Here is an 11,466-nt window from a genome sequence, read left to right on the forward strand (position 1 = left end):
TGAGACTTCCTGCTTTGATGATCTGAGAGGGATTCGAACCCCCGACCCCTACCCTGTCAAGGTAGTATTCTCCCGCTGAACTATCAGATCGCTTAATGTCATAATTTAATTATAAGGATTTCAAAGCGAAAGTCAATATCCTATTTCATTATATACTATTTATACATGACCACCACCTCCCAATAAAAACGAACGTACATTCCTTTTTAGTTGAATAAGAAACATACGTTCGTATATAATGTTAATATGATACTCTTAAGGAGGCACCTTCAATGAACCCTCTATTAACACGCTGTTTAAAAGAAAATAACCCATTAGAAATTATTTATATGGCAGATGACCATGGCCTTTCCCAGCGTAAAATTCAAGTTTTAGCAATTTCAAGAACTCATATTAAAGCATTTTGTTTTTTAAGGAGACAGAAAAGAACGTTCAAAATAAGCAATATACTCTCGGCCAGCCCTGTAAAGCCTAAAGGCTATAACCGTCATGCTAACTAAAGAAAGCTAACAATAACCACGAAAATAATCCGCTCCAATTAGTTATTGTCATCCATTACTTTTTTCTTTTTTAAATGCCAAGTTTAAGTTTGGTGTTCATATGCAACCCTAGATAAATGGTTCATACCAAGACCTCTCCTTCCTCTGATACCATGCACTGTTTTGGAGATAAGCCCGAGGGATTTCTTCTGTTCGGTTTATTCTGCATTCATTAATTAAATGGTTTGTTTTCACACGAATATCCTTCGCCATTTACAAATGTACTCACCCTGCACCAAATCTCTCTTCATTTAAAATTAGTACTCTATTTATGTATTCATATTCCTTGTATACAAAATTGGACCTTCGTTTATGTACTGCCGAAAGCGGTTCTATATTGAGAAAGAAGCACACCAGCCTTTGATGTGATAAGATAAAATTAGACTTGAATTTCAAATATTCTATCACGCTATAGGAGGATTTTATGGCTTTACCTCAGGGAACGATTAAAGATTATAGGCTGTATAGCTCTTCATTAGAAGAAGAAATGGAATTATTAATTTATTTCCCGGACAGCTTCTCACCACTATACAAATATACAGTGGTGATTGCCCAGGATGGCCGGGATTATTTTCAGCTGGGGCGTATAGGACGTGCAGCGGATGAACTTTTATATAATAAAGAGATTGAGAATATTATTATTGTTGGCATTCCATATAAGAACGTCCATGACCGCCGTTCAAAGTATCATCCTGATGGCGAGAAGCAAAGTTCTTATATCCGCTTCCTGGCTCATGAACTAGTTCCTTTCCTTGATCAATCCTTTCCTACATACAGTATGGCAAAGGGGCGGGTGCTGATCGGGGATTCTTTAGGAGCAACTGTGTCTTTTCAGGCTGCTCTTAAATATCCTCACACGTTTGGACATGTTATTATGCAGTCACCCTATGTAGATTCAACAGTTATGCGTGAAGCAGTAGACTTTGCAGACCCTTCTCTTCTTGACATTTATCATGTTATTGGAACAGAAGAGACAGATGTTCCAACAACGGATGGTAAAAGACAGAACTTTATCGAACCAAACCGGGAACTGAACAAGCTGCTTTCGGAAAGGAATTATTCATTCTTTTACGAAGAGTTTGAAGGAGAACATACATGGAAATACTGGCAGAAGGACCTGAAGCGTGCGATGAAGCACACGTTGGGAAGTTAGAATAGCCAAAATTTAAATTGGCTTATTATTCAAATAATTTGTTATAATAATATAACTATTAATATTAAATACTGGGAGGTCATCTAATGAAGTACGGTGTTGTAATCTTTCCTTCGAAAAAGCTGCAAGATTTAGTGAATTCCTACCGCAAAAGGTACGATTCACATTATGCATTAATTCCTCCGCATTTAACACTTAAGTCTGCATTTGAAGCAACAGATGACAGAATTAAAGAGATCGCAGACCAATTAGAATCTATTTCAAAGAAATATAAGCCATTCCAATTGAACGTTACAAAAGTAAGCTCTTTCCAGCCTGTAAATAACGTTATTTACTTGAAGGTTGAGCCAAACGAGGCAATTGAAGGTCTTCATCAGGCTCTGCATGATAATTTCTTTAACGACACATCCGATTATGCTTTCATTCCGCACATTACGCTGGGACAGAATTTATCCGATGATGAACATTCTGATGTATTAAACCAGTTGAAAATGCTGAACATTACACACGAAGAGGAAATTGACCGTTTCCACCTGCTATATCAGCTTGAAAATGGCCAATGGACTGTATATGAAACATTCCGCCTTGGAAAGGAACAATAGATTGTGAAAGTTAAGGTAGTTGAAACCGAACAAGAATTACAGCTGGCTTATTCAATCCGCAAAGAAGTTTTTGTGGAAGAACAGAACGTACCGTTAGAGGAAGAGATTGATCAATACGAAAAAGACTCCACTCATTTTCTTCTATATATCAACGACAAACCTGCAGGGGCTGGCCGTTTCCGGATCCTGAATGGAATTGGGAAGGTCGAAAGAATATGCGTCCTCTCCTCTGCCCGCGAAAAGGGCGCTGGGAAAGCCATTATGGATGGGATACAGGAGTATGCAGAAAAGCATAAGATTTCAAAATTAAAGCTCAATGCTCAGACGCACGCTATTCCTTTCTATGAAAAATTGGGATACGAAGTTTCATCTGGTGAATTTATGGATGCGGGAATTCCTCATAAGAGTATGGTTAAAACCCTTTAAATTAACAATGGCACTCCGCTTATAAGTGGAGTGTTTTTTTATATTACTAAAAAATGTCTTGGCCGATTTTATCTGCGGCCGCGTTTCTTATCTTCCTTTTCAACTTCAAGTGCGATATATCCTGATGATCCAGCGTAAACTCGAAATAGCTCCTGAAAACTGAGTAAACTCCGAATGTGGCCCTAATCAAGGTTAACCCTTGATATGAAAAACCCCGCCAGTCTTTTTCAACTAGTGGGGAAACTTTTTATATATATTTATTGACAAATTTCCCTTTTCCGGTGATTTCCACTGCCGCTTGCAAAATGTGCATCGGTACCTGTTTGTTCCGTTTTAATTTTGAGCCGTTCAGAATTATAGGTTCTTCATAATCTGCATAATCCGGGTAGTTTTTTTCATTCTGTATATCCTCACCCTGCTTCCGTCTCAACTCTACTGAAAAAACCGGCTTTGCTCCGCTGATATAGCTTTTTGCACTCTCGATTTCTCCTGTTGTACGGGCCGCATATTGAGAGATTTGGTAATCTGTCACTGGAGTTATATAAGTCATTATGTTCCCTCCTAGTTTTTGGTTATATATATGAGTATGTATAGTAAACTATTCTTACTCCTTTACACATTTTATGACGGTTGAAACCTAAATTTTTCAAAAAAGAGGGATAGTCTTTAGATTTGCCATAGGTTTTGATATGATGGAGTTTGACTGTTTTATAAAAAAGAGGTTATATTCCATGAAAAAGGCTTTCAAACAAGATATATTAATAGATTTAGAGATTTATAGTAATGAGGGACTGCAGGCTGTCTATGATGATGGCCAAAATGATCTTCTCACTTGCAGTGTGTGCAGACAGAATGTAAAACTCTATCTTGGAATCTCTCAAGGGCCCTATTTTTTCCATTCTAATCATACAAAAGACTGTAACGAGTCTCAGGAGGTACCAAATTCTTATGACGAACTGGCTGAAGAGGAAGCTTACATAGAAAGAAATGGTTTCAGAATCCCTAAATCCAGGACTATTACACAAACTGCGGTTAAAAAGACCGCTTGGAAACAAACTTCAATCATTACAGATAATCCCCCTTTCATTTCAGTGGATCAGAATAACAGAGTGTCCTCGTCTCCATATTTAGATCAGCTAAGTGCGTCAGGCATCACTTTAGATGCTCAGCAGACAGAAGCGGTATCGGCCTTTGAAGGTCCTGTGCTCGTACTCTCCGGGGCAGGAAGCGGCAAAACTAGGGTGCTTACCATCAGGACAGCTCTTATGCTTACTGAATACAATATAGATCCAAAAAGTATCATGCTGGTAACTTTTACAGCCAAAGCATCCAGGGAAATGAAGGATCGCCTGACTAATTATCCTGGACTTTCCCCGCAGCAGATCAATTCACTTGTCTGCGGAACCTTTCACAGTATTTTTTATAGGATCCTTATGTTCCACGAGCCTCGCAAATGGACGAGAGAATCTCTTTTAAAACGGGAATGGGAAAAAGAACAGATTATCAAGCTGGCTGGAAAAGAAAAAAATCTTGATGAAAAAGAATTTGCTTTTGACAGTGCCCTTCAGCAGATTGGACTCTGGAAAAACTCGCTGGTGTTTCCAGCAGACATTAAACCCGAGGATGACTGGGAAGAAAAATGTGCTTTTTTGTATACACGTTACGAGCAATATAAACAGCAGCATAACAAGTACGATTTTGATGATATGCTTATTGGCTGTTATTTGCTGCTGAAAAACAATGATGAAGTATTAGAGCATTATCGCAGCCGGTTTAAATATTTCCTGATAGACGAGTTTCAGGATATCAATACTGTTCAGTACGAATTAATCAAATTGCTTTCGAGCGCCGTCCGGAACATCTGCGCAGTTGGGGACGATGATCAGTCCATTTATGCATTCCGCGGAAGCAGCCCTGAATTTATCCTTAATTTTGAAAAGGATTTCCCTGGCACGCGGGTGATTAAATTAACCAATAATTATCGGTCTTCCCACGAAATTGTTTCTACGGCCAATAGGATCATTAAGAGAAATAAGAATAGGCTGGAAAAGAAAATGACGGCTCAGCACAATAATGGAGCCCCCCCAGTCCTATTCTTTCCTTATGATGAAGAACAGGAAGCAACCATGATCGTTACTGATTTAAAGGAGCGGATTGCAAGAGGCGAAAATCCGAGTGACTTTGCCATTTTATATCGCACTCATTCAATGTCAAGAGCCATTTTTGAACGGCTGGCACATAGCAATCTGCCGTTTGCCATTGATCAGGATGCAGAATCGTTCTATAGCCGCCGGATTGTAAAAGGGATGCTTGCCTTTTTAAAGCTAAGCCTGAATCCCGAGGATCCTGAGGCAATTGCCGATATATTGCCCTCTCTATTCCTAAAGCAGTCTGTTCTCCAACAGGTGAAGGCCCAGTCCATTTTAAATGATTGTTCCATGCTGTCAGCTCTTTCGGAAGTAAAAACCGGTTTTGCCTTTCAGGAAAAGAAGTTAAAGATGCTTCCGGATCAAGTACGGCGTCTTAAGGATGTCACCCCATCTATCGCCCTTGAAATGATCGAAAAGGATCTTGGCTTTCAGGACTTTGTAAAAAAGCGGGGCAATGAAGGCAGCCTGGCCGAAAAGGGCTCGGACGATGTTCGTGACTTGAAGGTTGCTGCAAGAAGATTTCAAACAGCACAGGAGCTTTTGGACCATGCTGATCATATGAGGGCAATGAATTTGGAAGTGAAAAAGCTTTCGAAGCATTTTCAGGAGGCCATTCAGCTCACTACCATACACAGATCTAAAGGTCTTGAATATGGAAAGGTCTATATAGTAGGAAATGTTGATGGCAGTCTTCCGCATGATTATTCCCTGGATTCCTACAGAAAAGGCGATTCTACCCCTTTGGAGGAGGAGCGGAGACTCCTATATGTTGCAGCGACACGGGCAAAAGACGAATTGCTTCTCTCTGTACCAGAAACAAGGAGAGGAAAAACAGCAGCTCCTTCAAGATTCCTTCAGGGACTGATAAAAAAATAAAACGGGAAATGGGGGGGCTCCTCATTTCCCGTTTTTTTATCTGTAATTCATTCCTGTTGATTTTCCGCTGCAGCCACTCGCTATCCGCAAGAACCTTGCGTATCATATCCTGCAGTAATCAACGATGCACTTTAACAGAGTCATTATTTTTTATTATTCAGCATATTAGAGATCGTGTTGAAATCAAGTGACTTGCCTTCTTTAGTAATTGAATCGACTATTTTGTTCTCCAGCTCAGCATTAATCGGTTTATTTGCTATTTTCGAAACTCGTTTAATCACGCCTCTTACTGTTTTTTCGTCCTGGAAATTTGCTCCCTGCAGAGAATTCGCCAATTCAAGTATATCTTTCATATTAACCCCGGTCTTCTTTTCCAGATTCTTAAAGAAATTATTATCCATTTCTTAAGCCCTCCTTCTCTGTTTTTTATCATATGAAGGAGCTGATATTTTGTGCTTCGATTTAGTCGATTTTTAATAAAAAACTAGGTTCCTGTCCGCACCTTCTCTAGCCATTTCACATAGTATGATGTGAAACCATTAGAAAGGAGAATAACTATGCCCACTGAAAATGGTACGACTATTACGGGTCTATTAAAGAAAGTTGGGAAAAATTATATTCAGTTGGAGGAAGGTACAGTCACACATGTAATTCCTTTAAATAAAATTACGAATGTCAATATTGACTGTGCTGGCCAGCTTTTGGGAGCTCCAGAGGAGCCGGTTGAACCACCAGTTGAAGAACCAGGAGCTGCCGGTCAAAGAAGCATCTTTGATTCAGCAAAACCATTCAGAGTTAATGCTGCAGCAGAGGCAGCGGCAGCAGAAGAAGAAGCAGTTGCTGAGGAGGCTGCTGCAGAAGCAGCTGCTGTAAAAAAAGCCATGTTTGTTCATACATGTAAATTCTGCAGGAAAAATCACTTCCACTGCGATTGTGAATCATCTTCCTTCAGCAGCAGCTTCTCTTCATCATGCAGTTCATCATTTGGCCCATCCAGCAGCTTCAAGCATGATGAGTCATCAAGCAGCTTCAAGCATCATGAGTCATCAAGCAGCTCCAAGCATCATGGCTCATCGAGCAGCTTCGAACATCATGATTCTTCCAGCTCGAAGCACAAATCTTCAAGCAGCTTTTTTGAGTCTTCAAGCAGCTTAAAGTCTTCCAGCTTAAAATCGTCTAGTTTATCATCAAGCTTTGAATCGTCATCCTTCCTATCCTCTAGTTTTGATTCGTCTGATTCTTCTTCGAAATTTAAAAAGAAGAAAAAAGGCTTTTACGGAGCCGGCTATGGATTTGGTAAAGTGAACCATCACTCTAGAAATAAAAAAGACTTCCGCTCCTTCCTTAAGAAATTAGTTGGCTGCGTAATTACTGTAGAAAAAATGCAGTAATCATAATTAAAAAAGTTCCCACCAATATGGCCGGGAACTTTTTTTGCAAAAAATAAAGAAACGGAATGAGACCATTCCGTTTTGTGTCTGTATTAACCATAGAAAGATCTCCAACGATGATTAAAAGGATAAATAAAACGACCATCAAGACAAATGTCCCGCAGCCTCCATAGCCGCAGCCTCCATACATACCTATACCTCGGTTTCGAGTAATTCACTCATAGAGTATGAAAGAAGAGGTGATTAGGTGTAGGGAAGCTTGCCTAATTTTCCAAGATGGCTTTCCATCTATCAATTACCCTTTTGGCCTAAATAGCAAAGCACCTAGGAAACCGAATATGATGGCAGCAGAAATACCGGCACTTGTGACTTCAAACATGCCTGTTACGACTCCCACAAGTCCATGCTTTTCCGCTTCCTGCATCGCTCCATGGACGAGCGAGTTTCCAAAACTCGTGATAGGAGTGGTTGCCCCTGCGCCTGCGAAATCCATCAAAGGTTCATATAAACCAAGCCCGTCAAGCACAGCTCCTGCAACCACCATTGTACTTAGTGTGTGGGCTGGAGTAAGCTTTGCAACATCAAACAAAAGCTGGCCGATTACACAGAATGCCCCTCCAACAACAAATGCCCAAAAAAACATGGCTAGCATTACATACCTCCTATATTAGTTGGTTTTCTAGTTAAACAATCCTTATGTGTTCTTATATTCCACAGCAACAGCATGCGCAATACACGGGATACTTTGTCCCTGTTGAAAAGACAGCGGCGACAGTAATGCCCCAGTGGCTACAACAAGGATTCTTTTGAATTCACCCTGTTTCATTCTCTTTAGCAGATGACCATAAAACACCGCAGCAGAACAGCCAGGGCCGCTTGCCCCAGAAAATACTTCCTGATCTTCTGTATAAATCATAAGGCCGCAATCTCGAAATTTTTGTGGATCCAATTTAACTCCCTGTTGCTCCATATAATCCAAGGCTGCTTTCTGTCCGATCCTTCCTAAATCACCGGTTACAATTAAATCATAATGATCGGGCTCAAGCTTGAGATCCTGTAAATGTTTGATGATTGTGTCGGCAGCCGCGGGTGCCATGGCCCCTCCCATATTAAAAGGATCACTGAGCCCCATATCGATCACTTTTCCGATAGTCGCTGACGTGATACAAGGGTGATTTTCGTCTTGACCTTTGTTTTTCCCGACAAGGGCCGCCCCGGCCCCAGTAACTGTCCACTGTGCTGTCGGCGGCTTTTGGCCGCCGTATTCTGTTGGATATCTGAATTGCTTTTCTACAGCCGCATTATGGCTTGAAGCACCTGTAATAACATACTCTGCGCCATCATAATTGACGATAAAGGCAGATAAGGCCAGCCCCTCCATGGAAGTTGAACATGCACCAAACAACCCGAGGTATGGAATGCCATGAGTAGATGCTGCAAAGCTCGACGGAGTAATCTGGTTTATTAGATCCCCCGCGAGAAAAAACTGAATGTCATCCTTAGTCATCTGTCTCTTTTCCATCACTTTGCCTACCGCTTCCTCAAGCAGGAACTGATGTGCTTTTTCATAAGTCTCCTTACCCATATATAGATCATCATGCAGAATATCAAAATCATCTGCTAGATGCCCATTCGCTTCGAATGGTCCCCCTGTGACTCCAGTTGATAAAATGACAGGGCGGTTATTAAAAACCCAGGTGTGTTTACCAGTCAGCATATATTACCCTCCAATCATTCCAATGATGGTTTTAATGAGAGCAACCACAAATGCGGAGAAAGTACCAAAGACAATTACCGAACCTGCCAGTTTAAAAATATTTCCTCCCACACCGAGCACATAGCCTTCTGACCGATGCTCAATGGCTGCCGAAATTACTGCATTTCCGAAGCCTGTAACCGGCACTGCACTGCCTGCCCCCCCAAACTGGCCTAAATGATCATAAATTCCAAATCCAGTCAACAACATGACTATAAATATCAAGGTAGCAACAGTTGGGTTTCCTGCCGTTTGTTCTGTAAAATTAAAAAAATAAATATAAAAATACGTGATTGCCTGTCCAATCATACAAATGAGACCGCCCACCCAAAACGCTCTTATACAATTCATTAAGACTGGCCTTTTTAATTCATGTTGCTTTTGCAGCTGCTGATACTTCTGCTGTTCAGGATTTAAGTTTTTCTTCGGCATTTATTTCTCTCCTCTTTATGTTAATTCATCCTTTAATGATTTAATCTCCCCGAACCGCTTTTCAGCTTTCTTCTTGTCAAACTTTTTGCTGTCGAGCTTTTCTCCCAGCCTGACGATTTCAAGAAAGATTTTATAATCGCTTGAAACGGCAAAGGTGTAGTCTGGAAATTTCTTTTCCAGCTTGTGCGTAATAGTTTTTTCAATCTTTTTCATCTGAAATCTCTTGCTGTGTTTCACTTTATAACTTACAAGCACCTCTTTATCTTTTCTGGCAACGGCGACATCATATGTGCTTTTGTCAGTAATGACGGTTTTTTTAATCTCACTCAATTCTCCCTGGTCTTTTGGGGACTTAGGCGAAATTAATATAGGTGCAGGATCCACCCTGCTAAATAGTGCTTTACTGCTTTTTTGTCCATCCTCCTGGCAGCCCGCAAGCATAAGGATAGATAGAAACGCAGCCCAAAACCATTGTTTTTTGAATGGCTTAATCATTCTCTTCACTTCCTATGTAAGAGTGGTTATTTAATCGCTGTTTTATTGTTCGTCAACTTTGCCTGGAATATTACTTCCGTATTTTGGAAGTTTACTCCAGCGCAAACGCCTAAAAAAAAAACTGCCTCTCCAAGAGAGACAGTTCCAAGTTATTTCTTTTTTTTGCCGCAACCGCAGTCTTCTTTTTTTACTTTAACCGGCTTTTGCTTTGCTAGGAATTTTTCTAGATGAGAATACGCTGGTACTTTTTTCTGCATATTATTTCCCCCCTTTAAGTTGGATTTAATGTACATTATGACATGCCAATGTTTCTTGTCTCATTTACTAGCCCAGCAGTTTCATGTTTATTACTTCAATTAAAGAACCTATTGCAGCGACAGCAAGAATCAATATTAACGGATCTCCAAGAAACGGTATAAAATAGTGAATCCCTAATAAAAAGACACTGACCCAAATACCAGTGCACCAGAAACAGCTGAGCAGCTCACCAATAAATTTCCTGGGCCCTTGCATTTTTGGTATTATATACACCTCTTCGTTGCCCTGTTCATCTGTTTCTGTTATTTCATCAAAAAAGGGTTCTCTGATAAAATGTGTGATTTTATCAAAAACAAGAAGCCTCGTCAATCTAAAAGAAGCTAGGCCCAGCATTAGTAAAAGCCAAAAATTCACGTCTAATAGCATATATAAAAACTCCTTATGATATAGAAATTAGAAAAAATGGGCTAATGACTTATACCACCTTATCCCCATTTTCATAGTCTATAAATGAAAATATTAACTTTTATCAAGGAGGAGAAACCATGAGTTGCGGTTCCAATTTTGAAACTACAAATTGTGTTTGCGATACGTTATTAGCGATTGTTGAAGCGCAGGACCAAGTTAATCCTGAAGCTGTTGCCACGTGTACGACCAGCTGCAATAAATCAATTATTGAATTACTTGGCGGTGGAGCAAGAAACGGTGCCAGTGCTTTCAATACTATCCCGGTTATGATCACAAGCAAGAGCACAGGCCTTCCTTTTCTTGGAATAGGGTTTCGCAGAGAACCAAAGTTTAAAGGGTCACATTATACACAGCTGGTTTCATTTGAAACAACAGTATTCAGAGCTGTAGATGTTGACGCTGGAAACTGCTGTGCTGTTCTTGAATTACTAACTACACCTTGCCTGATTGATGATAGAAAGCACCTTGCTAAGAAAGATTCCTTAGTTGGAAAAATTCAAACTATTGTTGGGGACATCGATGAACCCCTACTTTCAACTGGTATCTGCATTACTGTGGATCTTAGCTGCTTCTGCTCAGTAACCTGCCTTCCTGCGACCACAGTTATTAAAGCTGATGCTATTACTACGGAGCATCATCACGATCATGATTTCAGTGAATCATCTGACCAACACGAAGAGTAATGTTCACTTAGCACCTAACCTGAGGATAGCAGCCTCGGGTTTTTTTCCTTTTATTGCTGTTGCATCATTTGATTAGGACCATAAGGATTAATGTTCACTTAGCACTTAACCTGAGGATAGCAGCCTCGTCTGTTTGGATCATCTTGACCAGGATTACAAGGAGTAATGTTTAAATTAGCACTTAACCTGAGGATAGCAGCCCCGGGTGTTTGGATCATCTAATGACCAGGATTACAA

General features: G+C 40.3%; 14 protein-coding genes, 1 tRNA gene and 1 pseudogene. 7 read left to right on the forward strand and 9 right to left on the reverse strand.

The features are described from left to right. Nucleotides 1-18 precede the first annotated feature (18 nt). A tRNA-Val gene (locus CUU66_RS18190) sits at nt 19-90 on the reverse strand. A 182-nt stretch (nt 91-272) separates the two neighbouring features. On the opposite strand from CUU66_RS18190, the gene CUU66_RS18195 reads away from it, so the two are divergent. The 4 genes from CUU66_RS18195 (at nt 273) to CUU66_RS18210 (ending at nt 2,720) form a co-directional block, all read left to right on the forward strand. Further along, nucleotides 273-500, forward strand: coding sequence for a hypothetical protein (locus CUU66_RS18195; protein ID WP_101644812.1), 228 nt, complete (start codon nt 273-275; stop codon nt 498-500). 463 nt (nt 501-963) lie between these two features. Next, the gene (locus CUU66_RS18200) at nt 964-1,692 is read left to right on the forward strand and encodes an alpha/beta hydrolase (RefSeq protein ID WP_101644815.1); all 729 of its coding nucleotides are present in this window, start codon (nt 964-966) and stop codon (nt 1,690-1,692) included. Between the two features lie 86 nt (nt 1,693-1,778). Then, nucleotides 1,779-2,294: a YjcG family protein gene (locus tag CUU66_RS18205; RefSeq protein WP_101644817.1), complete on the forward strand. Its 516-nt coding sequence runs from the start codon at nt 1,779-1,781 to the stop codon at nt 2,292-2,294. Nucleotides 2,295-2,297: 3 nt separating this feature from the next. Further along, entirely contained in the window at nt 2,298-2,720 is a 423-nt protein-coding gene (locus tag CUU66_RS18210; RefSeq protein WP_101644818.1) for a GNAT family N-acetyltransferase, read from the forward strand. Nucleotides 2,721-2,967: 247 nt separating this feature from the next. On the opposite strand, the gene CUU66_RS18215 is transcribed toward CUU66_RS18210, so the two are convergent. Next, nucleotides 2,968-3,270 carry a hypothetical protein gene (locus CUU66_RS18215; RefSeq protein WP_101644820.1) on the reverse strand — a complete coding sequence of 101 codons (303 nt, stop codon included), beginning with the start codon at nt 3,268-3,270 and terminating at the stop codon, nt 2,968-2,970. Nucleotides 3,271-3,451: 181 nt separating this feature from the next. Here CUU66_RS18215 and CUU66_RS18220 point away from each other — a divergent pair, with 181 nt between their 5' ends. Further along, nucleotides 3,452-5,746: an ATP-dependent helicase gene (locus CUU66_RS18220; RefSeq protein ID WP_101644822.1), complete on the forward strand. Its 2,295-nt coding sequence runs from the start codon at nt 3,452-3,454 to the stop codon at nt 5,744-5,746. A 143-nt stretch (nt 5,747-5,889) separates the two neighbouring features. Here the strand turns inward: CUU66_RS18220 and CUU66_RS18225 are convergent, their stop codons facing one another. Further along, nucleotides 5,890-6,147 carry a stage VI sporulation protein F gene (locus tag CUU66_RS18225; protein ID WP_101644824.1) on the reverse strand — a complete coding sequence of 86 codons (258 nt, stop codon included), beginning with the start codon at nt 6,145-6,147 and terminating at the stop codon, nt 5,890-5,892. Nucleotides 6,148-6,303: 156 nt separating this feature from the next. Here CUU66_RS18225 and CUU66_RS18230 point away from each other — a divergent pair, with 156 nt between their 5' ends. Then, a complete protein-coding gene (locus CUU66_RS18230; RefSeq protein ID WP_101644826.1) occupies nt 6,304-7,137 on the forward strand; it encodes a hypothetical protein in 834 nt (277 codons plus the stop codon). A gap of 109 nt (nt 7,138-7,246) precedes the next feature. Here the strand turns inward: CUU66_RS18230 and CUU66_RS18235 are convergent. From CUU66_RS18235 to CUU66_RS18260, 6 genes and pseudogenes are all read right to left on the reverse strand, one after another. After that, a pseudogene (locus CUU66_RS18235) lies at nt 7,247-7,327 on the reverse strand (YjcZ family sporulation protein); the annotation flags it as partial. 105 nt (nt 7,328-7,432) lie between these two features. Further along, nucleotides 7,433-7,789 carry a stage V sporulation protein AE gene (gene spoVAE / locus CUU66_RS18240; protein WP_101644829.1) on the reverse strand — a complete coding sequence of 119 codons (357 nt, stop codon included), beginning with the start codon at nt 7,787-7,789 and terminating at the stop codon, nt 7,433-7,435. Between the two features lie 42 nt (nt 7,790-7,831). After that, a complete protein-coding gene (gene spoVAD, locus CUU66_RS18245) occupies nt 7,832-8,854 on the reverse strand; it encodes a stage V sporulation protein AD (protein ID WP_101644831.1) in 1,023 nt (340 codons plus the stop codon). Between the two features lie 3 nt (nt 8,855-8,857). Next, nucleotides 8,858-9,325, reverse strand: a complete 468-nt coding sequence (gene spoVAC, locus CUU66_RS18250; protein WP_101644833.1) for a stage V sporulation protein AC — start codon at nt 9,323-9,325, stop codon at nt 8,858-8,860. 15 nt (nt 9,326-9,340) lie between these two features. Continuing rightward, a complete protein-coding gene (locus CUU66_RS18255) occupies nt 9,341-9,820 on the reverse strand; it encodes a sporulation protein (RefSeq protein WP_101644835.1) in 480 nt (159 codons plus the stop codon). 324 nt (nt 9,821-10,144) lie between these two features. Next, complete coding sequence (locus CUU66_RS18260; protein ID WP_101644838.1) at nt 10,145-10,504, reverse strand: DUF1360 domain-containing protein; 360 nt, start codon at nt 10,502-10,504, stop codon at nt 10,145-10,147. A 119-nt stretch (nt 10,505-10,623) separates the two neighbouring features. Here CUU66_RS18260 and CUU66_RS18265 point away from each other — a divergent pair, with 119 nt between their 5' ends. Then, nucleotides 10,624-11,229 (forward strand): CotY/CotZ family spore coat protein, encoded by a 606-nt coding sequence (locus CUU66_RS18265; protein ID WP_101644841.1) that lies wholly within the window; start codon nt 10,624-10,626, stop codon nt 11,227-11,229. The last annotated feature ends 237 nt before the right edge of the window (nt 11,230-11,466 follow it).

It is taken from the genome of Peribacillus deserti (assembly GCF_002863585.1).
Taxonomy (GTDB): domain Bacteria; phylum Bacillota; class Bacilli; order Bacillales; family DSM-1321; genus Paraperibacillus; species Paraperibacillus deserti_A.

What these genes read in the sequence shown, in the direction of transcription:
- CUU66_RS18195 (WP_101644812.1), top strand. Translation starts at nt 273, where the DNA reads ATGAACCCTCTATTAACACGCTGTTTAAAAGAAAATAACCCATTAGAA.
- CUU66_RS18200 (WP_101644815.1), top strand. Translation starts at nt 964, where the DNA reads ATGGCTTTACCTCAGGGAACGATTAAAGATTATAGGCTGTATAGCTCT.
- CUU66_RS18205 (WP_101644817.1), top strand. Translation starts at nt 1,779, where the DNA reads ATGAAGTACGGTGTTGTAATCTTTCCTTCGAAAAAGCTGCAAGATTTA.
- CUU66_RS18215 (WP_101644820.1), bottom strand. Translation starts at nt 3,270, where the DNA reads ATGACTTATATAACTCCAGTGACAGATTACCAAATCTCTCAATATGCG.
- CUU66_RS18220 (WP_101644822.1), top strand. Translation starts at nt 3,452, where the DNA reads ATGAAAAAGGCTTTCAAACAAGATATATTAATAGATTTAGAGATTTAT.
- CUU66_RS18225 (WP_101644824.1), bottom strand. Translation starts at nt 6,147, where the DNA reads ATGGATAATAATTTCTTTAAGAATCTGGAAAAGAAGACCGGGGTTAAT.
- CUU66_RS18230 (WP_101644826.1), top strand. Translation starts at nt 6,304, where the DNA reads ATGCCCACTGAAAATGGTACGACTATTACGGGTCTATTAAAGAAAGTT.
- spoVAE (WP_101644829.1), bottom strand. Translation starts at nt 7,789, where the DNA reads ATGCTAGCCATGTTTTTTTGGGCATTTGTTGTTGGAGGGGCATTCTGT.
- spoVAD (WP_101644831.1), bottom strand. Translation starts at nt 8,854, where the DNA reads ATGCTGACTGGTAAACACACCTGGGTTTTTAATAACCGCCCTGTCATT.
- spoVAC (WP_101644833.1), bottom strand. Translation starts at nt 9,325, where the DNA reads ATGCCGAAGAAAAACTTAAATCCTGAACAGCAGAAGTATCAGCAGCTG.
- CUU66_RS18255 (WP_101644835.1), bottom strand. Translation starts at nt 9,820, where the DNA reads ATGATTAAGCCATTCAAAAAACAATGGTTTTGGGCTGCGTTTCTATCT.
- CUU66_RS18260 (WP_101644838.1), bottom strand. Translation starts at nt 10,504, where the DNA reads ATGCTATTAGACGTGAATTTTTGGCTTTTACTAATGCTGGGCCTAGCT.
- CUU66_RS18265 (WP_101644841.1), top strand. Translation starts at nt 10,624, where the DNA reads ATGAGTTGCGGTTCCAATTTTGAAACTACAAATTGTGTTTGCGATACG.